The sequence below is a fragment of the Pantoea sp. R13S299 genome (assembly GCF_048515925.1).
Lineage (GTDB): Bacteria > Pseudomonadota > Gammaproteobacteria > Enterobacterales > Enterobacteriaceae > Pantoea.
In genome coordinates this window covers 2,022,886-2,044,068 of the sequence record NZ_JBLYEF010000001.1, presented here as the reverse complement: position 1 = coordinate 2,044,068, position 21,183 = coordinate 2,022,886, and the positions used below count along the sequence as shown (strand labels likewise).

Below are 21,183 nucleotides of genomic sequence, written 5' to 3'. Positions count from 1 at the left end.
CGTCGCGCACGGTTTAACTCCAGACTTGAGCAGGGTGGGCAATGGAAGCGGAGTGGTAAAAGAAGAGGCAAAGCGGAAAGGACGAATCAGCGGAAGCAGAGTGGGGATGGCGCAAAACGAAAAGGGCGAGCCAGGCTCGCCCTTTGATGTTCAGTACTCGTCTTAGAACGCCAGAACCAGACCGGCGATAGCGGCGGAAAGCACGCTGACCAGCGTTGAGCCGTACAGCAGCTTCAGGCCAAAGCGGGAAACCACGTTGCCCTGTTCTTCGTTCAGACCTTTAATCGCACCGGCTACGATGCCGATTGAAGAGAAGTTGGCGAACGACACCAGGAAGACGGACAGAATACCTTCTGAGTTTGGCGACAACTGACCCGCGATTTTCTGCAGATCCATCATTGCCACAAACTCATTCGATACCAGCTTGGTCGCCATGATACTGCCGACCTGCAACGCTTCGCCAGAAGGTACACCCATCATCCAGGCGAACGGATAGAAGACAAAGCCGAGAACGCCCTGGAAGCTGATACCGAAGATCAGATCAAACAGCGCATTCAGACCTGAAATCAGCGCGATAAAACCAATCAGCATGGCGGCAACGATAATCGCGACGCGGAAACCGGCCAGGATATATTCGCCCAGCATCTCGAAGAAGCTCTGACCTTTATGCAGATCCTGCAGCTGCAGGTCGTCTTCGTTCTCAACGCGGTAAGGGTTGATCAGCGACAGCACGATAAAGGTACTGAACATATTGAGCACCAGCGCAGCAACCACATACTTCGGCTGCAGCATGGTCATGTAGGCACCGACGATAGACATGGAAACGGTCGACATCGCCGTTGCGGCCATGGTGTACATGCGGCGCTGTGACATCTTACCCAGGATATCTTTATAGGCGATGAAGTTTTCTGACTGTCCCAGTATCAGAGAACTCACGGCGTTGAAAGATTCCAGTTTTCCCATGCCATTCACTTTCGACAGCACGGTACCGATACCGCGGATCACCCACGGCAGGATACGGAAGTGCTGCAGAATACCGATCAGCGCAGAGATAAAGACGATTGGGCACAGCACGTTAAGGAAGAAGAACGCCAGACCTTTATCGCTCATGTTGCCGAAGACAAAGTTGGTGCCCTGGGCCGCATACTTCAGCAGATGGTCGAAGAAGCCCGCGAATCCTTTGACGAACCCGAGTCCCGCTTCTGAGTTCAGGAAGAACCAGGCGAGCACAATTTCAATCACCAGTAGCTGTATAATGTAGCGAATGCGAATGCTTTTACGATCGTGACTGACCAGCAAGGACAGTATCCCGACCACCACCAGTGCTAAAAGAAATTGCAAAATATGGGACATGGTTGCTCCAAATTTGAGGAGGGTTGTATTTTGTTGCGTATTCTATGTAACGCGTTACTTAAAAACGAGATCTGAACCACAATATAAGTATTCGCTATCGCTATATTTTCCAGAAAAGTTCCAGAGATCACGTCCTGTTTACAAATCGTTCACTCCAGATAACCACATAATTATTGTCTGAATTTTACACTGGGCGTAGAGTGACATCGTTGCTCACATTTTTAGCAATCACTTCCTTTACTGTAATGTATAGCAATGGCTATACTTTATAGCAGCATCTATTACACCAATAACAATAAACGAATTTCACTTGCACAAGCCATCCCCTAAGCTGCCGGGGCAGGCAAATGTTCAGACAGGGTACCGGATATGTTTGAAAGTCGTACCGCCGAGCGCGCTGCTCGCGGAGTCAGAAAAGTCAAACTCGCACTGCTGGGGCCCGCCTTTATCGCCGCTATCGGCTATATCGATCCGGGCAACTTTGCGACCAACATTCAGGCGGGCGCTGCTTACGGCTATAAACTGCTGTGGGTGGTGGTGTGGGCCAACATCATGGCGATGCTGATCCAACTGATGTCCGCTAAGCTGGGCATCGCTACCGGCAAGAACCTCGCCGAGCACATCCGCGATCGCTTTCCACGGCCCGCCGTCTGGTTTTACTGGGTGCAGGCGGAAATTATCGCGATGGCGACCGACCTGGCGGAGTTTATCGGTGCCGCGCTGGGGTTCAAACTGCTGCTTGGCATTTCCCTGATGCAGGGCGCGGTGCTGACCGGTATCGCCACGTTCCTGATTCTGATGTTACAGAGTCGCGGACAAAAGCCGCTGGAGCTGGTGATTGGCGGACTGCTGCTGTTTGTCGCGGCGGCCTATATCGTCGAACTCTTCTTTTCGCAGCCCAATATTAATGAGCTGGTGGTCGGCATGGCACTGCCCGCGTTACCGACGTCGGATGCCGTATTCCTGGCCGCCGGTGTGCTGGGTGCGACCATCATGCCGCACGTGATTTATCTGCACTCTGCGCTGACGCAGGGTAAAAGTGAGGACAGCAAAGGTCAGCGTTACTCCTCAACCAAACTGGATGTGGCGATTGCCATGACCATCGCCGGATTCGTTAACCTGGCGATGATGGCGACCGCGGCAGCAGCCTTTCACTTCAGCGGCCACAGTAAAATTGCTGAACTCGATCAGGCCTATCTGACGCTGCAACCCTTGTTAGGCCAGGCTGCGGCGACGGTGTTTGGTCTGAGTCTGGTGGCCGCCGGATTATCCTCGACGGTAGTCGGTACGCTGGCGGGCCAGGTGGTGATGCAGGGCTTTATCCGTTTCCATATTCCGCTCTGGGTGCGTCGTACGGTCACCATGCTGCCCTCTTTTATCGTTATCTGGGCAGGCTGGGATCCAACAAAGGTGCTGGTGATGAGCCAGGTGCTGCTGAGTTTTGGCATCGCGCTGGCGCTGATTCCGCTGCTCTCCTTTACCGGCAACCGTGAGCTGATGGGCGACGATATGGTTAACTCGCGTCTGATGCAGAACACCGGAAGACTGATCGTGCTGCTGGTGATTGCGCTGAATCTTTATCTGCTGGTGGGCGAAGCGCTGGGGCTATAAGGGTTCCGGGAAACAAAAAGCGTCAGGTTTATTCGGGCGTTTAGACAACAGACAAAGTCACATCAGCTATCTGGCAGCAACGAACAAGCTCAACGCGCAGGAAACACGGTCAGAAGAGGAAAGCGTCCCGCGCCATGGACGGCGCGGGCCGAGCGCGTCATGGATGACATCTTTTGCGTCTTTCCGATCTGACCGTGTTTCCTGAGCATGCATCGTATAACAGCAAACATTATCTGACATACAAAAACGCCCGGCTATGCCGGGCGTTTTTTATTAGTGGCGATCGTGGCCATGCGGGCCGGGTCCATCGTGTCCGTGAGGCCCAAAACCACGCGGACCTGGACCACGGCGGTCATGATGATCCCAGTCACGATCGCGGCGATACTGATGATCCCAGCGGCGCTCACGGTCGCGCTCCTGCCAGCGGCGTTCACGCTCCCACTGCTGCTGACGACGCCACTCTTCGTGTCGCCACCAGCGGCGTTCATTGTATGAATAACGATCGTTCCACCAGCGGGGTTCACGCCAGCGACCGCCATCCCAGTAGTTACCACGATTATCGCGATCGCCCAGATTCAGGGTGACGCCGGGGGCCAGAGAAATTGAGGCGCTGGAGGCCTCGGCTGTGTGATATGCCAGCGGCGAAAACAGTGCCAGCAGGGCAGCAAAAATAAGAGCTCTTTTCATTATATTCTCCTCATCAACAGGCTGATGCTGTTGCGGCGCAGTGATTATGCCTGCGTATTACTGCTGTTACCGCATCATTGTGTCGGAAGATTGTGAGGAAATTGGGGAGAGAAAGGAGATTGAGACTATTCTGGCGAAAAAACGCCCGACCTGCGCCGGGCGGTGAACCGTTACATCAGCGCCGCGTCAATGGCTGCTAATTCGGTGTCGCTGAACTGACGACGGGCAAGCATCGCCACGGCGTCATCAATCTGAGCGGTTTTACTGGCACCAATCAGCACCGAGGTGACGCGATCATCGCGCAGCACCCACGCCAGCGCCATCTGCGCCAGCTTCTGTTCGCGCTGCTGCGCAATCACATTCAGCCTGCGGACCTTCTCCATCTTCTCTTTGGTCAGCTGGCTTTCACTGAGGAACTTGCTGCCGCTGGCTGCACGTGAATCTTCCGGGATACCCTGCAGATAGCGATCGGTAAGCACGCCGCCTGCCAGCGGAGAGAAAGCGATACAGCCGACACCCGCGTCACCCAGCGTCTGAATCAATCCCTGCTCAGGCGTGCGTTCAAACATTGAATAGCGCGGCTGGTGGATCAGACAAGGCGTGCCGAGATCGCGCAGGATAGCGATCGCCTCAGCAGCAAGGTCAGCCGGATAGTTAGAGAGGGCCACATAAAGCGCTTTACCCTGGCGCACGACATGATCCAGTGCGCGCATCGTCTCTTCCAGCGGGGTTTCCGGATCGGGACGGTGATGATAGAAAATATCCACATACTCCAGTCCCATACGCTTCAGGCTCTGATCCAGACTGGCAACCAGATACTTACGCGAACCCCAATCCCCATAAGGTCCCTGCCACATGGTGTAGCCTGCTTTAGTAGAGATAATCAGCTCATCACGATGGGCACGAAAATCTTCCCGCAGAATACGCCCGAAATTCTCTTCCGCTGAGCCAGGAGGCGGGCCGTAATTATTCGCTAAGTCGAAATGGGTGATGCCAAGATCAAACGCATGACGCAGCAGCTCACGGCTGTTATCAACCCGGGTGCTGTCACCAAAGTTGTGCCACAGTCCCAGCGAAATGGCGGGCAGTTTGATGCCGCTGCGGCCGCTGCGACGATATTCCATCTGTTGATAGCGATCGGGATGGGGGAAAGAGGACATTCAGCGCTCCTGAGTAAAAACGGGGATATGTGCCAAAAGTCTATCAGTGTATACGGTTACACTCAGTGACAGCGCGCAGCAGTTCGCGTTTTTACAGAATAATCCGCCAGCGTAACGCCGACTTTCCAGGCATTGCGGCTGGCGAAAATGGCCACTCTCCTCGCTAATTCCACCCTCTGTCAGATACTTAACCCGACTCTTCCCTGAAAGGAATGCGCAATGTCCACATTCACTGTTGGAGATTACCTGCTGACCCGTCTGCAGGAGATTGGTGTAAAGCATCTGTTTGGCGTGCCGGGCGACTATAACCTGCAGTTTCTTGATCGGGTCATCGACCATCCGGAAATCAGCTGGGTTGGCTGCGCCAATGAACTCAACGCAGCCTATGCGGCGGACGGCTATGCGCGCTGCAACGGCGCGGGGGCGCTATTAACCACATTTGGCGTGGGCGAGCTTAGCGCGATTAATGGCATCGCGGGCAGTTATGCCGAGTATCTGCCGGTGATACACATCGTCGGCGCACCTGCGACGCAGGCCCAGTTGAAGGGTGACTGTGTGCATCATTCGCTGGGCGATGGCGATTTCCAGCATTTCATTCGCATGGCCGCAGAGGTCAGTGCCGCAACGGCACAGCTGACTGCCGACAACGCCATGGCTGAGATTGATCGGGTGATCATCAGTGCGCTGCAGGCCCGTCGTCCCGGCTATCTCTCGCTGGCCGTTGACGTGGCGGCGATAGAGGTGCAGCCACCCGCACAGCCGTTGAATACTCATCAACCCTCTTCGGCTGACGCGCGCCGCGCTTTCAGGGCCGCGGCAGAACGTTTACTGGCTCCGGCACAGCGCGTTTCACTGCTGGCCGATTTTCTGGCGTTGCGCTGGCAGCAGCAGTCTGCCCTGGCCGCGCTGCGTGAACAGAGCGCAATTCCCTGCGCCAGTCTGCTGATGGGCAAAGGGGTACTGGATGAGCAGCAACCCGGTTATGTCGGAACCTATGCCGGTGAGGCCAGCGCAGGGCAGGTATGCGAACAAATTGAGCAGGTGGATGTGGCGATCTGCGTCGGAGTGCGTTTCACCGACACGATTACCGCAGGCTTCACTCAGCAGTTTAACCCTGAACGACTTATCGATCTGCAGCCCTTCAGTGCCAGCGTCGGCGGTGAAAACTTTGCGCCGTTGTCGATGGCGGATGCGCTCAGTGAACTGCAGCCGCTGTTTGAACGCTATGGCCGGCAGTGGCAGCCTGCCGCCGCGATCCCTGCCGCGCAGCCAGCAGAACCTGGGGCGGTGATTAGCCAGCACGCTTTCTGGCAGGCGATGCAGAAATTTCTGCAACCCGGCGACCTGATTCTGGCCGAGCAGGGAACGGCCGCCTTTGGTGCCGCGGCATTGCGACTGCCCTCGCAGGCGCAGCTGGTGGTGCAGCCATTATGGGGATCAATCGGCTATACTCTTCCGGCAGCGTTTGGCGCGCAGACTGCCGATCCTGAGCGCCGGGTTATCCTGATCATCGGAGACGGTTCGGCGCAGCTGACGATTCAGGAACTGGGCTCGATGCTGCGCGATCAGCAGCGGTTGATACTCTTTTTACTGAATAATGAAGGCTATACCGTCGAACGGGCGATTCATGGCGCAACACAACGTTACAATGATATCGCCCCGTGGAACTGGACGGCACTGCCACACGCTCTTAGCCTGCAGGGCCAGGCGCAGAGCTGGCGCATTAGTGAAACCGTGCAGTTAGACGAGGTGATGGCGCGACTTTCAGCGCCTCAATGGCTGTCGCTGGTTGAGGTGGTTATGCCGAAAGATGATTTGCCGCCACTACTAAGAAAAGTCACCGCCTGCCTGAATCAACGCAACGGCGGCTAAGATTCAGATAGTTGCCGCTGTGCAGGGTGGACTAACGCGGTTAGGCTGTAGCACAACTGAGTAAGACGCTCACCAATCGCACCGGTGAGCGTTGTTGTTTTATGGGCAGAAATTTATAGTGTCCTCCAACTCTTAAGACCCCAAGCGGAGCAACAGAAGAATGACAACCTATGCCTTGGTCGGCGATGTCGGCGGTACTAACGCGCGCCTCGCCCTGTGTGAGGTGGAAAGCGGCAGCATCACCCAGGCCAAAACATTCTCAACATCAGAATACGACAGCCTCGAAGCCGTCATCCGCCACTATCTTGATGAACAACAGCAGGACGTTAAAGATGGCTGTATTGCTATCGCCTGCCCGATTACCGATGACTGGGTTGAAATGACCAACCATGACTGGGCGTTTTCAACGCGCAAGCTCAAAGAGAACATCGGTTTTGAACACCTGGAAATCATTAACGACTTCACCGCGGTATCCATGGCGATCCCGATGCTGACCGCCGAAAACGTGATTCAGTTTGGCGGCACAGAGCCGATTAAAGATAAACCTATCGCGATTTATGGTGCCGGCACCGGCTTAGGCGTCAGCCATCTGGTGCATGTGGACAAGCGCTGGGTCAGCCTGCCGGGCGAGGGTGGTCATGTCGATTTCGCGGCCAACAGCGAAGAAGAAGATCAGATCCTGGAAGTACTGCGCGAAGAGCTGGGCCATGTTTCAGCAGAACGTGTGCTGTCAGGTGCCGGTCTGGTTAACCTCTATCGTGCTATTGTGAAAGTGGATAATCGCGTGCCGGAAAACCTGAAGCCGAAAGATGTCAGCCAGCGTGCGCTGGATGATAGCTGCACCGACTGCCGTCGTGCGCTGTCGATGTTCTGCGTCATCATGGGTCGTTTCGGCGGCAACCTGGCGCTAAATCTCGGCACCTTTGGTGGCGTTTACATTGCGGGTGGCATCGTGCCACGCTTCCTGGAGTTCTTTAAGTCGTCGGGCTTCCGTGCGGCATTTGAAGATAAAGGCCGCTTCCGCGACTATGTTGCCAGCATCCCGGTCTATATGATTACGCACGATCAGCCTGGCCTGCTGGGCGCGGGCGCGCATCTGCGTCAGACGCTGGGTCGCGAAATCTGATTTTGCTTTACCCCGCGCGCACGGCCACTGTGCGCGCGATCGATTTTCCCGACCTGGCGGCTTTTGCCAGTCAGGATCGGGAAATCACCGCCTGACTTCTCCTGTTTCCCTGAAAACCACTCCCATGCCTGAATCGTTCCGTAACTGTCTGAAGCTACAGGCGCATCAGCTGTCTGAACTGCTTCACCTTACTGCGGCTGACCGGCACCTGAAACTCCAGGTCGCGCAGCTTAAGCAGATAGGTGTTGTTAAACCACGGCTCGATTTCGCGGATTTTGCTGAGGCTGACGCAGTAAGAGCGGTGGCAGCGGAAGAACTGCTGCTCCGGCAGGCGTGAACAGAACTCGGTAATATTCATCGACATCACGTAGGATTCGCGCCGGGTATACACAAACGTCAGTTTCTCATGCGCCTCAACGTAGTAAATATCATTCACGTCAGTGACGATAATACGTTCATCTTTGATCAGGTTGACCGTCTGCGGCGCGGGTGTGGCACTAAGATGACTCACAGCCTGCTGTGCCTGCGCGGTAGCTTCCAGCTTGTTCAGCATGGTCACAATCCGCGACTCCTGATAGGGCTTGAGAATGTAGTCAAACGCCTCCAGCTCAAACGCCTCCACAGCATGCTCTTTCCACGCGGTGATAAAGACAATCAACGGCTTGTGGGCAAACTGATGGATATTCTGTGCCAGCAGCATGCCATCCAGCGAGGGGATATTGATGTCGAGGAAAATCACATCAACGCGATGCTGTTGCAGATACTTCAGCACGTCCAGACCGTCATCAAAGCAGGCTTCAATCTCGATTTTGCTGTGATGCTGAATCATCCAGCTCAGCTCCTGCTGCGCCAGGAATTCATCTTCCACGATAATGGCTTTCATAACAGATTCTCCGCCAGGCGCTGGCCGTTTTTACTCAGCGTGAAAGAAATCTCGGTGCCCGGCTGATGCCGCACGATGTTCAGCCCCTGGCCTGACAGGAGTTTTACCCGATGATGCACATTGAGCAGGCCGATTTTATTACCGGGCATCTCGTTGCGCGCTACCCGCTCCATCACTTCGTCACTGATGCCCTGGCCGGTATCCCGCACTGAGATCCGCACCCGATCGCCCAGATCCCGGACGCTCAGCGTCACCACGCCTTTGCCTTTACAGGGCTGGATGCCATGCACGATGGCATTCTCCACGAGGGGCTGGATCAGCAGACTCGGCAGCAGAAAATGCAGATCTTCATCGACGTCATAAATCATCGTCAGCTTATCGCCAAACCGCGCCTGCTCGATGGCGATGTAATCTTTCACCTGCCACAACTCTTTGCGGATGTCGATCAGCTCATCGTCGTTCAGTTCCAGGTTATAACGCAGGTAACGTGACAGGTTGATCACCAGCTGGCGGGCGGTATCGGGATTGAGCCGGATAGACGAGGAGATAGCATTCAGCGCGTTGAACAGGAAATGGGGATTTATTTTACTTTGCAGCGCGCGCAGTTCCGCTTTATTGGCCATCTCGCGCAACTGTTCAGCTCGCGACACTTCAAGCTGCGTTGAGATGATTTGTGACAGGCCGATCGCCATCTCCTTCAGCGAGCCGGTAATACGATGTGCGCGGCGATAGTAGATTTTCAGCGTGCCGGTGACTTTGCCTTTTTCCCATAGCGGGATAACGATCATCGAATGGATATCTTTGGTGCGGTGCGCTTCATCATTGTTCTTAATGATGATTTTACCGCTGGCGATCGACTGCGCCGTGGTGGGGCTGATGCCATCATCGCCATGCTTATAGTTGTGTTCGCCATAGCCGACGTAGGCCAGAATCTGCTTTTTATCGGTCATCGCTACCGCATCGGCTTTGATCTCGCGCCGGATAATGTCACAGATGTTGCGCAGCGAGTCGCTGTTCACCTGACGAAATAGCGGCAGGGTTTTGTTGGCGATTTCCAGCGCCAGCTTGGCCTGGCGGGCGGCAATCGCCTCTTTTTCCCCCTCGACGCTCTGCACCAGTAACACAATGATACCGATGCTGGAGGCTCCAAGAATCATCGGCAGGGCAATCTCCGACACAATCGCCAGCCCGAGTGAGGCAGGGCGCGCCCACAGGACGATCAGCAACATTGTCAGGGCTTCACACAGCATGCCGCCGACGATACCGGCGCGCCAGCGATGCTCTTTCAGCACCCGGCGATTAATGCCGCCCGAGACGACACCGGCAATGATGCTGGTGATCAGGCAGGGCACGGAGGTCACGCCGTGAATATCGATCAGAAAACGGTGCAGACCCGCAATCACACCGGTGGCGATGCCGACCCAGGGACCAAACAGAATGCCGCCTGCCATCACGGCGATCACCCGCACATTCAGCAGTGAGCCGTCGACATTGACGCCCGACCAGGTACTGAACAGCGCAAACAGGGAAAAGATGGCCGTTACCGCCACTTTTTCGGCGCGGGTATGTTCATCTTTTTGCAGCAGCTGACGAAACGGACGGGTGCGCGTCAGGAAGAACAGGCAGATCAACATCAGCGCGGCGCGGTCAAATACTGCCAGTAACATCGTGAAGTGGGAGGACACAGGCGACTCGTCGGCAAAGGATAGTGCCTCTATCATAAAAAATGTGATCGCGAACCGCTAGCGTCCCGATCAATCACGCCGGGAGTTCGTGTTTCAGATCAATTTTTACGGCCAATCCGTAAAAAAGGGGAAAGGTTGAGTGCAATAAAGGGGAACAGTTTTTCAGCCTGCTAAGGCTGGTCGCTGTGGTGCCGTTTTGCTATGTTGCGCGATGACGCGCGCCAGCGACCGCTGGAAAACCACGCGCATCGGGAGCAGCAGATGCAACTTGTCACCGCCAGATTAACCCTGAGTAAATTACAGCCAGAAGACTGGCAACTGTTTCGTGCCGTTCATGAAGATCGCGACACTATGACCTGGGTGAGCGAAATCCCCGATGAAGCGGATATCCGTCAGCGCTTCACCACGCGTCTGGCACCCTGGCAACCGGCCAGTTTCCATATGCTCTGCCTGGTGGCACGACGCCGCGACAGCGGTGAGCCGATTGGCCTGTTTGGCTGCAGCCCCGAATGGGAACCACATCGTCAGGCTGAAGTAGGCTACATGCTGCTTCATCGCCACTGCGGCCAGGGTTATGGCAGCGAAGCGCTGGCGGCGCTGTGTCAGTTTTTACTGGACGCGGATTTCCACAAACTCAAGGCGATGGTGATTGAAGGAAACTGGGCGTCACGCCGTATTCTGGAAAAAAACGGTTTCCAGCTGGAGGGCACGCTGCGGGATAATTATCTGCTGAATGGCCGCTGGGTGAACGATTGGCTGCTGGGACGGCTGAATCCGCAAAAATAAAAAAATTTTCCGCCACCCTCGACAAAATGATCCTCGCCACGTTATGTTCGTAACGGGTCACCGCAGTGACCCGCGTCGCTCGGACGGTCCGGGCGCTTACGTAATCCAGAGGACATCATGGCTGATAACAGCACACCCCGTCGTTTCTCGCGTATTGAACGTTTACCCCCTTACGTTTTCAACATCACCGCTGAACTGAAGATGGCTGCGCGTCGGCGCGGCGAAGATATCATCGACTTTTCAATGGGCAACCCTGATGGCCCAACGCCGCCACACATCGTCGAAAAGTTATGCCAGGTGGCGCAGCGTGACGATACCCACGGTTATTCCACCTCGCGCGGCATTCCGCGTCTGCGCAGGGCGATCTCGCGCTGGTACGCCGATCGCTACCAGGTGGAGATCGATCCCGAATCTGAGGCGATTGTTACCATCGGTTCCAAAGAGGGGCTGGCGCACCTGATGCTGGCGACGCTGGATCATGGTGATACCGTGCTGGTGCCCAATCCCAGCTATCCGATTCATATCTACGGTGCGGTGATTGCCGGTGCGCAGGTGCGTTCGGTGCCGCTGGTGGCGGGTGTCGATTTCTTCAATGAGCTGGAACGCGCCATCCGGGAGAGCTACCCCAAGCCAAAAATGATGATCCTCGGCTTCCCGTCCAACCCCACCGCACAGTGTGTGGAGCTCGACTTTTTCGAGCGGGTGATTGCGCTGGCGAAGCAGTACAACGTACTGGTGATCCACGATTTGGCCTATGCCGACATTGTCTACGATGGCTGGAAAGCGCCGTCGATTATGCAGGTGCCCGGCGCGCGTGATGTCGCCGTGGAATTCTTTACCCTGTCTAAAAGCTACAACATGGCGGGCTGGCGTATCGGTTTCATGGTGGGCAATAAAGAGCTGGTCGCCGCGCTGGCACGAATCAAAAGTTACCATGACTACGGCACCTTTACGCCACTGCAGGTGGCAGCGATTGCGGCGCTGGAAGGGGATCAGCAGTGCGTGCGCGACATCGCTGAGCAGTACAAACGCCGCCGTGATGTGCTGGTAAAAGGATTGCATGAAGCGGGCTGGATGGTGGATAACCCCAAAGCCTCGATGTACGTCTGGGCAAAAATCCCTGACCACTATGCGCATCTGGGTTCGCTGGAGTTTGCCAAACATATGCTGCAGGAGGCGAAAGTCTGTGTCTCGCCCGGTATCGGGTTCGGTGACTATGGCGACACGCACGTGCGATTTGCACTGATTGAAAACAGCGATCGTATTCGTCAGGCGGTACGGGGAATTAAAGCGATGTTTCGTGCCGATGGCATATTGCCGGGCAGCATGAAAACGGAAGAGAGCTGACAGCCAGCAGGGGCGACGCAAGGGTCGCCCCGTGGCGGCACTGTCACGCCATTACTTCAGCAGCAGAACAAAGGTTCCAAACCAAAGTAACGCGAAAAAAGATATTCCCATCAAGGCATATTTCACAAAGCAACTCCTCTGAGCGGTTACGATGATGGCGATCCCAAACCAGTGCAACGCGAACAGATGTGGAAAAGAGATCGCCATTTCAGTAATGGTCTGCTCTTTTCCGGGTCGATCTGAATAACTCTCAGAACAGGATCAGGCGCTAATTTACGCGTAATCCCGCCCAAATGAAATAGGTCCGTTCTGAGATATTGCTCACAATTTTATGGCACCTCAATTTCGGGGATCGCCGACATGCCGACACGTAGTTGGGCCAGATGCTGTTGGTCACCATCCAGCACAATTTTCACCGGCAGACGCTGAACGACTTTAGTGTAGTTGCCGGTAGCGTTATCGGGAGCAATCGCCGAAAAAGTTGCGCCGGTGGCCGGTGCGATGCTGTCCACATGGCCGGTAAACGTCTCGCCTGGCAGGGCATCCACACTGATTCGCACCCGCTGGCCCGGACGCACATCGCTTAACTGCGTCTCAAGGTAGTTAGCGGTGATGTAGGTTTGCTGCAGAGGCACCACCGCCAGCAGACGGGTTCCGGCTGACACATACGCGCCGATCCGCACCGAGCGTTGACCGACCATGCCGTCAACAGGAGCCGTGATTCGCGTGTAGGAGAGATTCAGCCTGGCCTGATCGACGCTGGCTTTAGCCGCGGCGACATCCGCTTCCGCTGAACGTACCGCAGCCTGTAACACGCCCACCTGTTTCACTGCCGACGCCAGCGCAGCCTGACTCTGATGCACAGCTGCCAGCGCCGAGCGCTGGTTAGCGCTGGATTTCTGCTGATCGTCGGCGGCTACGGTGCCGCTTTTATAGAGGCGGTTGTAGCGATCGGCGCTCTGACCGGCATACTGCGCGGAAGCCTGACTGGCTGCGACGCTGGCTTTCTGCTGATCAATCAACGACTGCTGCTGCTCAAGCTGCGCCTGGCTGCTCAGCAGTTTCGCCTGACTTACCTGCATATCAGCCTCGGCACTCTCCAGCGCTACACGATAATCACGGTCGTCCAGCGTTGCCAGCAGCTGACCTGCTTTGACCTGCTGATTATCCTGCACCTGCACATTTCTGATGTAACCAGAGACTTTCGGCGCCACCAGGGTGTAATCCGCATTGACGTAAGCGTCGTTGGTGCGGTGATCGTTGCCGGTCATCATTGACCAGACTGCAAAAGCGATAGCCAGTAACACCAGTAGCAGCAGACTCAGCAGCAGGGTTCTTCTCATTTCGAAAGCACGCATATTCAGTTATTCCGGGAAGGGTTTTGAATCAAAGTTTGAGGCGGCCAGACCCGTTTTGGCAGGATGGCGGTAAGCAATAACAGGCAGACGGCGAAACCGGTCAGCATTAGCCAGCTGTCGCTCAGACTCAGTACCGTGGCCTGATGCCGGACCAGCGTGGCGAATCCACTGAGATTATCGCTGGCGCTGATGCTGCCATCCGGCAACAGCGGCAAGCTGAGGCTGGCCTGATCGGCCGTCGGCGCAGTCATCAGCCAGCTGCGGCTGGCGGCCTGATTAATCAGAACACTGGAGTGAAACTGCTCACGATGGGAGAGGAAAACCTCAACCAGCGTGGAGGCGGTGATGCTGGAGAAGCCGCGAACCGTATTAAACATCGCCGAGGCAAACGGGCCTTCTGGTGGAGCCACAACGCTGGTGGCGCTCATCAGTATCGGCAGAATAATCATCGGTTGACCGAAAGCCTGCAGGACCTGCAGCAGCCAGAAATTCTGTCGTGCCCAGTCACTGGTGATCTGCGTGCCCAGCAGACAGGAGGTCACCAGCAGGCCGACACCCGCCGTGAGCATCCAGCGGCAGTCAATCCAGCGAATATTCAGCAGGGCCGCAATCAGCGGCGCGATCAGCAGTTGCGGCAGGCCCACCGTCAGCGCCAGCGGGGCAAACTCAAGGGTGCGGAAGCCACTGACCTGCGCAAAATAGGCCGACGGCAGCGCGGAACCAGAAAGCCCCAGAATAAGCACACAGGCCAGCCCGAGCAGGCCGTGCGCCAGGTTTGGGCGCCGGAGCATCTGCAATTTAAACAGCGGCAGCGGGTGAAACCACTCGTTGATCAGGAACACCAGTAGCAGCGGCAGCGCAGCAAGCAGCATTCCGGCGATCAGTGGCGAGTTCAGCCAGTCGAGGCGCTCACCCTGGGTCAGCACCAGAACCAGCAGAGCGACAGCACTGCAGCCGGTCACGATGCCAAACAGATCGATCTGCTGAAAGCGTTCCGGACGCACTGGGTCCTGCGGTATCCCCCAGCTGATCAGCACCATCGCAATCAGCATGCCGGGCACTACCTGCCAGAACACCATCATCCAGCTGACATGGTCGGTCCACAACGAAGCCAGCGAAGCGGCCATGTTGGGGCCAAACGTCGCGGTCAGGGCATAGCCCGCCAGGCCAAACAGCTTAAAGGGCGGCGGCAGAAAGCGCAGGGCGACGGTCATCAGCATCGGCGGCAGTGCGCCACCAAACAAGCCCTGCAGTACGCGCAGGCTGATAAACAGCGTTGGGTCCGGCACCAGCGGCAGCAGAATGCCGGTCAGCATAAATCCCGCCGACACGCCGAGCGTAAAGCGCCGCAGCGAAAGGGTGACGGCGAACCAGGGCGCGATCATCATGGCGGCCACTTCTGCTGCCTGATAACCGGAGATGATCCAGCTACCCTGATCGAAACCGATGCCGATCGCGGCACGGATATCGGCCAGCGCGATATCACTGACGCGATCGTTCAGCCCGGAGGTCAGCGCAGCAATGAGCACGCCGACCAGGCCGAGGGCCAGTCGCAGTGTAAAAGGATGAGGGGCCGGCGCGGCGGCTGGCTTAGCGTTCATTGCAGGCGATCTCGTTATTATGATGCAGTGTACTGCGATGTGATACAGGGCGTAATATTACATCCCGGTATGCTGTATTGCAATGTGGTACAGGCTGTAAAACGTGCGGCATTCGCGCTACAGTAAGGCAGCTCAAACAGGACGACGCTATGGCACATCAACCCTCCAGCCGCGAGGAGGAAAAAACGGGCGGCATTCAGGTCATCGCCCGTGCGGCAAAAATTCTTAATGCGCTGGGCGAACAGCCGGGCGGCATGAGCCTCGGCGAGATTGCTCAGGCGGTGGAACTGCCCCGTTCAACGGTGCAGCGCATTGTCGCCGCGCTCGACAGCGCCGAACTGGTGCGCAGCAGTGGGGCGGGTGGATTGCGGTTAGGGCCGGCACTGTTAAAACTGATCTCCAGTGTCCACACCGACGTGGTCGATCTGGTCAGTCCGCTGCTGGAAAAACTCTCTTCCGACACCAATGAAACCGTCTCGCTGGCCCGTGCCAGTGGCAGCCAGCTGGCGATTATTCACCACGTGGTGGCGTCGCGGGAGCTTCGGGTCGTTCCGCATATGGGACTCAATCTGCCGCTCTACAGCACCTCCGGTGGACGGGCGTTGCTGGCGCTGGAGTGTGAAAAAGATGTACGGACGATCGTCGGCGACGCCTGGCAGGAGTTAACCGATATGACGGTGAAAACGCTGCCGCAGTTGCTGCAACTTATCAGGGAAGTGCGCGAAACCGGTATCGCCGTGGATCGCGGTGAAACGCTGGAAGGTATCTCTACCATGGCGTTTGCGCTGGATACGCTGTTTGGTCGCTTTTCTATCTCTTTGCTGGTGCCCTCTGCACGTTTTCTGCGACACGAAGCTCGTTTTCGTGACGAGATGCTGAAGTGCAAAGAGGCGCTGGTGCGTGAAATTGGCAAAGTCGCCGCGATAGAAGGATAAGCATCTGATGAAAACCCTGCTGATGGCCATTGATCACTCTCCGGTCGCGGAGAAAGTGGTTGCCTTAACGATTGAAGAAGCGCTGGCGCATCGCGCTGATGTGGTGGTGCTCTGTTGTGTCGATCCTGCCTACTCCTCCTGTAATCAGCCGATGGAAATCGATGCGGGTGAAGACCCGGCTGATTTTGTGGTGGCGCAGGATGAGCAGAATACGGCGGAAATGGTGGTGCGCCATGCACTGGCCCCGTTACTGCGCGCGGGCATTAATGCGCGTGGCATGATTCTGGCGGGTGATGCGGCAGATACCATCGTTGCCCAGTCACAACAGCTCAAGGCCAGCATGATTATCATGGGACGCCGCCATCTCTCCTCTTTTAATCGGCTGTTAAAAGGCTCGGTCAGCGCATCGGTTATCGAGCGTGCTCACTGTCCTGTGCTGATCGATGTGCGTAAGGATTAACCCCGCAGCATGAATTCTCTGCTTTTTATTACGCTGGCCGCCTTTGCGCTGCTGGCGCTCATCGTCATTGTGTTGATCAAAACGACCCGGCTGCGTTTATGGCAGGGGCTGATCCTCTTTCTGCTGCCATTGATACTGGCGAACCTGCTCTGGTTCAGCTGGGTCGCGCCGCATCAGGTACAGGCGACTCAGCGTGAGCAGGCGGTAAATCAACTGGCACAGATGCCAGGTTATCGGGTGCTGCAGACTCAGGAGCCGTCGTTGTGGCTATTGCTGACCCAGGAGCTGACCCGTCGAATCCGCGCAGGGGAACCCGCAGATAAAGCAACGGGTGAGCTGAGGGGCTGGCTGATTGAGGTGATTAATCAGCGACTGATGCGTGGAACGGATGCCGCCGTCGTTAACTATATCGGCGTCTCGGTTGAAGAGATGCAGGCGCTGAACCAGATCGATCCAGGCCTCTGCTTCCGATATCTCTATCCGCAGGTAAGTGGTGGCATCAATTTACTGACCACGCTGCCGGCGTCGCTGAATCGCAAAGAGGCAGATGCCATGGAGCAGCTGCTGCTCAACAGTCCTCCGCCCGAACAGCCGCTGGATAAGACGCAGGCGCAGCACGATCTGCAGGAGATCGTGGGCCGGCTCTATCTGAAGTGGGGCGATAAGCTGCAGCAGCTGAATATGCCTGCCGATACAGCGGTTGATCGCTCTTCGCTGTGTGCCATGTCGATCGATCTCTACAGTGCCATTCTGGCATTACCTGACAAGCGCGCCGCTAACCTGTTACGTAGAATGGTGGCAATGACAGGCCAGTGAGCAGTTGCGGAATAGCGGGCGAAAAAAAGCCCGCTAAGCGCGGGCAGGGAAGAGAGAGGAACAGCTTTCTTATTTTTGGCATTTCCTGGTGTGGTGCAGTCTTCGTTTCGTTTTGTCTGAAGTCATCTTGTCACTTCCGACATGATAGTGATAGCCGTTTAATCGTATTACATTAATCGGTAAAAGCTTCTCAAGTTTTGATTTTTCGCGCATTAATCCTATGGATGCGTGACAGGCTGCGTCATAAACTGCGCGGCAACGTGAGGATAACTAAATGAAAAAACTAATTACCGGCGCAGTTGCGCTGATTCTGCTGAGTGGATGTACTGCCAGCAAACCCGGGGCATTTGAACGCGTTGATGAAGATCCAGACTCAAATACCGTGCAGTACCGTTTTGACCCGCAAAAGGTCAATCGGGATGCAATGGATATTGATCTGGCGAATTACTGCAGTAGTAAAGGATTTGATAAAGTCGAGGCACTGCCTGCGCAGGAGAGTCATATTCCGGGGCTGAGTAAAGCCTGGTTCCAGTGTAATTATGCAGTGAAAAGCTAAATAAAACGGGCGGGATAATTATCCCGCCCTTAAAGTTTACTACTTTTATTTTATGCTGTGTGACATCTTTGCCCGTTAGTGGCGATGGTGACCGCCATGATACCCACCGTGATAACCTCCATAGTAGCCTCCATGATATCCGCCGCCACCGCCGCGGTGCCAGCCATTGTCGTGTCTGGGGCTGATGATACAACCGCTTAATAACGTCATCAGCGCAACCACCGAAGCGACTTTAATTAATCTCTTCATCGGAAGCTTCTCCTCTTTTCCAATGACTACGACATTACGCTGGAAAAGTGGAGTGAAGATGCAGGCTTTGTAGAGTTATTTAGGAAGATATGACGGAATATTTCAGAATGCTGCCTTTTGCAGCAGAGGGAATTAAATAAATCGGAATGAACTGAATAATAAATACTATCAAAGAGAATAGTCTTAAAATCAAGCGAAAATAATTCTCATTTGAAAGTTTTTACCACTACATTATTAGCATGTCAGTTCAATGGGAGAAAAACATGGCGCATGACGTGAAAAATATTCTGGCTCTGCAGGCTGAACTGGGCGAATGCCCACTCTGGTCTGTCGAAGAGCAGGTGCTCTACTGTGTCGATATTCTGGCTCCGGCCATTCACCGTTTTGATCCGGCCAGCGGCGAGCTGCAGACTTTCCCGCAGGCGGAAGAGGTGGGATGCATCGGTCTGCGTGAGCAGGGCGGGCTGATCGCCGCACTACGTGGTGGTGTGTGGCTGCTGGATGCGCAGGGTAAACCTGAGAAGAAAATCGCAGAGAATCCGGGAGTAGCCGCGCAAAGCCGCTTTAATGATGGCCGCGTCGATCCCTGGGGTAACTTCTGGTGCGGCAGCCTGTGGGAACCGCAGGACAAAAATGGCGGGCTGCTGTGCCGGGTGACGCCTGATCTAAAGCTGGAGGTAAAAGCGCGCGACATTAAAATTTCCAACGGGCTGGCATTCTCTCCCGACCGGCGCTGGATGTATCACAGCGACACGCCGAATGAGGCGCTCTATCGCTATCCGTTAAATGAGCAGGGCGAACCGGGCGAACGCACGCTGTTCCGCCGATTCGACGCGAAAGGAGGATTACCGGATGGTGCCGCTGTGGATAGCGAAGGCTTTTACTGGTCAGCACAGTTTGATGGCGGACGCGTGGTGCGTATCGATCCGCAGAGCAGTGAAATCGTCGATGAGATCCTGCTGCCGGTGAAATGGCCAACCATGGTGGCCTTTGGCGGTGCCGATCTTAAAACGCTGTTCATCACCAGTTCGCGCGAAGACCGTACCGAAGAGGAGCTGGCGCGCTATCCGCAGTCGGGCGATATCTTTGCTGTAGACGTCGCGGTAGCGGGAATGGCAGAGCCGCGATTCCGCGGCTAAACGTAAACGGGCCGCTTAATCGCGGCCCGTTGTATTTGTCAGTCAGCGTTAATGACGTTGCAACACTGGTTCTGCTGTCGCAGAATTCTGCGGCAGGCGGATGGTAAGTGACAGGAACAGGGAAAGTACCAGCAATGTCATAATCAGGCTGAAGGTGACGGTGAAACCACCAAACAGCGAGGCGACCAGCGAACCCAGCACGCTACCGATACCAAAGCCGAGATAGAGCAGGCCATAGTTTTTTGTCAGGTTGTTGAGGCCAAAGAAATCACTGACCAGCGACGGGAATACTGTGATGGTGCCGCCAAAGCTGAAGGCGACACAGGCGAGTGACAGGAAGAAGGTCATCTCATTCATCCGGGTAAACAGCAGCACGCTCATTCCGATCAGCGACACAATTTGCGCCAGTGAAATGACTCTGATGCGCATCATTTTGTCAGAGAGCACACCCAGCACCAGACGACCGCTCAGATTGGCAATCGCGATAACCGTTACCGCGCTGGCAGCAGTCTGCGTAGAGAGATGCACCAGTCCTTCGCCGATATCTTTGGCAACGCCTATCACATAGAGGCCGCTCATGCAGGCGGTCAGGAACATCAGCGCCAGCATCCAGTACTGAGGCAGACGCACTGACTGTGCCAGCGTGTAATCCCGCGCATGCTGCTGACCCTTAGTAGCCGGTCCGTTCTGCTGCAGTGGCGCTTCACGCATCAGCAGCGCACCGACAATAATCATCGACATTGCCAGCACGCCCCAGATCATAAAGGTCTGCTCCAGACCGACCGTCGCCAGCAATGCCCCGCAGATAAATTTGAATCCCAGGCTGCCCAGTCCATATGCGCCAATTGCACAGGCTGAGATCATCCCTTTGCGCTCCGGGAACCACTTCACGCAGTTTGACAGTGTCATCAGGTAACCCGCGCCATCGGCCAGACCCACCAGCAATCCGGCACTGAAATAGAGCATCATCAGGTTATTCGCATGGGCGGTGAGCCAGAAACCCAGCGCCATCAACACACCCGCACCGATAGTGACGCGGCGTACGCCAAAACGTTCCTGTAATTTCCCGGCCAGCGAAGAGGCGGTAGCCAGACCTAAACTTAGCAGGCCAAATGAAAAAGCGACCTTACTGACGGGGGCATCCAGCTTCTGTGACAGCTGGCCGTTAAACAAACTCCATGTGTAGACTGACCCCAGTGCGAACTGAGTGATGACTGTGCCGAACAACGTAAGCCAGCGGGAACGCTGGTAAGAAGCCTGTTGAGTCTGGTTCATAATTTTTCTCTCCCGTCCGGGAATCTGGAAACTGCGGTCAGAATAAAGCAGTGATTCGCGCGCGTGAGCAGTAAAGGCATGAACGGAACGGATCAGGGAATGAAATGCCATTCAGGCGGTATGAATGGCATCGGAAAGGATTCGCGACGCCGCGTCAGGAGTAAGCAAAGCGGCAACTTAATGAATAACCGTAATCAGCCGTAAGATAATGTTTCAGGCAGCTGTTTCTGTGAGCAGGTTTCCAGATTATTTGCCAGGCTTACAGCTCACTTAACAGGAGGAAA

The 21,183-nt window shown here is 55.6% G+C and carries 20 protein-coding genes; 10 read left to right on the top strand and 10 right to left on the bottom strand.

Going from position 1 to position 21,183, the window contains the following annotated elements:
• Positions 1-162: 162 nt before the first annotated feature.
• On the bottom strand, positions 163-1,353 hold the full coding sequence (locus ACN1CO_RS09730) for a NupC/NupG family nucleoside CNT transporter (protein ID WP_419138770.1): 1,191 nt from the start codon (positions 1,351-1,353) through the stop codon (positions 163-165).
• A gap of 369 nt (positions 1,354-1,722) precedes the next feature.
• On the opposite strand from ACN1CO_RS09730, the gene ACN1CO_RS09725 reads away from it, so the two are divergent.
• Positions 1,723-2,964, top strand: a complete 1,242-nt coding sequence (locus tag ACN1CO_RS09725) for an Nramp family divalent metal transporter (protein WP_419138769.1) — start codon at positions 1,723-1,725, stop codon at positions 2,962-2,964.
• Positions 2,965-3,237: 273 nt separating this feature from the next.
• On the opposite strand, the gene ACN1CO_RS09720 is transcribed toward ACN1CO_RS09725, so the two are convergent.
• Both ACN1CO_RS09720 and mgrA read right to left on the bottom strand, forming a co-directional pair.
• Complete coding sequence (locus tag ACN1CO_RS09720) at positions 3,238-3,651, bottom strand: DUF2502 domain-containing protein (protein WP_419138768.1); 414 nt, start codon at positions 3,649-3,651, stop codon at positions 3,238-3,240.
• Between the two features lie 170 nt (positions 3,652-3,821).
• Complete coding sequence (gene mgrA / locus ACN1CO_RS09715) at positions 3,822-4,811, bottom strand: L-glyceraldehyde 3-phosphate reductase (protein ID WP_419138767.1); 990 nt, start codon at positions 4,809-4,811, stop codon at positions 3,822-3,824.
• A 219-nt stretch (positions 4,812-5,030) separates the two neighbouring features.
• Between mgrA and ipdC the strand changes: the two genes are divergently transcribed.
• Both ipdC and glk read left to right on the top strand, forming a co-directional pair.
• A complete protein-coding gene (ipdC, locus tag ACN1CO_RS09710) occupies positions 5,031-6,683 on the top strand; it encodes an indolepyruvate decarboxylase (RefSeq protein ID WP_419138766.1) in 1,653 nt (550 codons plus the stop codon).
• Between the two features lie 160 nt (positions 6,684-6,843).
• On the top strand, positions 6,844-7,809 hold the full coding sequence (gene glk / locus ACN1CO_RS09705; protein ID WP_419138765.1) for a glucokinase: 966 nt from the start codon (positions 6,844-6,846) through the stop codon (positions 7,807-7,809).
• A gap of 154 nt (positions 7,810-7,963) precedes the next feature.
• Here the strand turns inward: glk and ACN1CO_RS09700 are convergent, their stop codons facing one another.
• Both ACN1CO_RS09700 and ACN1CO_RS09695 read right to left on the bottom strand, forming a co-directional pair.
• Positions 7,964-8,692 (bottom strand): LytR/AlgR family response regulator transcription factor, encoded by a 729-nt coding sequence (locus ACN1CO_RS09700; protein ID WP_003848909.1) that lies wholly within the window; start codon positions 8,690-8,692, stop codon positions 7,964-7,966.
• Complete coding sequence (locus ACN1CO_RS09695) at positions 8,689-10,359, bottom strand: LytS/YhcK type 5TM receptor domain-containing protein (protein WP_419139011.1); 1,671 nt, start codon at positions 10,357-10,359, stop codon at positions 8,689-8,691. The genes ACN1CO_RS09700 and ACN1CO_RS09695 overlap by 4 nt, the downstream gene beginning before the upstream one ends.
• 279 nt (positions 10,360-10,638) lie before the next feature.
• On the opposite strand from ACN1CO_RS09695, the gene ACN1CO_RS09690 reads away from it, so the two are divergent.
• Positions 10,639-11,163: a GNAT family N-acetyltransferase gene (locus ACN1CO_RS09690; protein WP_419139010.1), complete on the top strand. Its 525-nt coding sequence runs from the start codon at positions 10,639-10,641 to the stop codon at positions 11,161-11,163.
• Positions 11,164-11,280: 117 nt separating this feature from the next.
• Entirely contained in the window at positions 11,281-12,510 is a 1,230-nt protein-coding gene (alaC, locus tag ACN1CO_RS09685; protein WP_419138764.1) for an alanine transaminase, read from the top strand.
• Between the two features lie 51 nt (positions 12,511-12,561).
• On the opposite strand, the gene ypdK is transcribed toward alaC, so the two are convergent.
• The 3 genes from ypdK to ACN1CO_RS09670 all read right to left on the bottom strand — a co-directional run bounded on the left by ypdK (position 12,562) and on the right by ACN1CO_RS09670 (position 15,469).
• Complete coding sequence (gene ypdK / locus ACN1CO_RS09680; protein WP_099257831.1) at positions 12,562-12,636, bottom strand: membrane protein YpdK; 75 nt, start codon at positions 12,634-12,636, stop codon at positions 12,562-12,564.
• A gap of 203 nt (positions 12,637-12,839) precedes the next feature.
• Positions 12,840-13,868, bottom strand: a complete 1,029-nt coding sequence (locus tag ACN1CO_RS09675; RefSeq protein ID WP_419138763.1) for an HlyD family secretion protein — start codon at positions 13,866-13,868, stop codon at positions 12,840-12,842.
• A gap of 2 nt (positions 13,869-13,870) precedes the next feature.
• Positions 13,871-15,469, bottom strand: coding sequence for an MFS transporter (locus ACN1CO_RS09670; RefSeq protein ID WP_419138762.1), 1,599 nt, complete (start codon positions 15,467-15,469; stop codon positions 13,871-13,873).
• A 149-nt stretch (positions 15,470-15,618) separates the two neighbouring features.
• Between ACN1CO_RS09670 and ACN1CO_RS09665 the strand changes: the two genes are divergently transcribed.
• The 4 genes from ACN1CO_RS09665 (at position 15,619) to ACN1CO_RS09650 (ending at position 18,236) form a co-directional block, all read left to right on the top strand.
• Positions 15,619-16,404 (top strand): IclR family transcriptional regulator, encoded by a 786-nt coding sequence (locus ACN1CO_RS09665; RefSeq protein WP_419138761.1) that lies wholly within the window; start codon positions 15,619-15,621, stop codon positions 16,402-16,404.
• A 7-nt stretch (positions 16,405-16,411) separates the two neighbouring features.
• Positions 16,412-16,864 (top strand): universal stress protein, encoded by a 453-nt coding sequence (locus tag ACN1CO_RS09660; RefSeq protein ID WP_419138760.1) that lies wholly within the window; start codon positions 16,412-16,414, stop codon positions 16,862-16,864.
• A gap of 9 nt (positions 16,865-16,873) precedes the next feature.
• A complete protein-coding gene (locus ACN1CO_RS09655) occupies positions 16,874-17,680 on the top strand; it encodes a hypothetical protein (RefSeq protein WP_419138759.1) in 807 nt (268 codons plus the stop codon).
• A gap of 274 nt (positions 17,681-17,954) precedes the next feature.
• The gene (locus ACN1CO_RS09650) at positions 17,955-18,236 is read left to right on the top strand and encodes a lipoprotein (protein WP_419138758.1); all 282 of its coding nucleotides are present in this window, start codon (positions 17,955-17,957) and stop codon (positions 18,234-18,236) included.
• A gap of 75 nt (positions 18,237-18,311) precedes the next feature.
• Here the strand turns inward: ACN1CO_RS09650 and ACN1CO_RS09645 are convergent, their stop codons facing one another.
• A complete protein-coding gene (locus ACN1CO_RS09645; RefSeq protein ID WP_419138757.1) occupies positions 18,312-18,485 on the bottom strand; it encodes a hypothetical protein in 174 nt (57 codons plus the stop codon).
• Between the two features lie 263 nt (positions 18,486-18,748).
• On the opposite strand from ACN1CO_RS09645, the gene ACN1CO_RS09640 reads away from it, so the two are divergent.
• Complete coding sequence (locus tag ACN1CO_RS09640; protein WP_419138756.1) at positions 18,749-19,624, top strand: SMP-30/gluconolactonase/LRE family protein; 876 nt, start codon at positions 18,749-18,751, stop codon at positions 19,622-19,624.
• 48 nt (positions 19,625-19,672) lie between these two features.
• Here ACN1CO_RS09640 and ACN1CO_RS09635 read toward each other — a convergent pair whose 3' ends face one another.
• Positions 19,673-20,899, bottom strand: coding sequence for an MFS transporter (locus tag ACN1CO_RS09635; protein WP_419138755.1), 1,227 nt, complete (start codon positions 20,897-20,899; stop codon positions 19,673-19,675).
• Positions 20,900-21,183 lie beyond the last annotated feature (284 nt).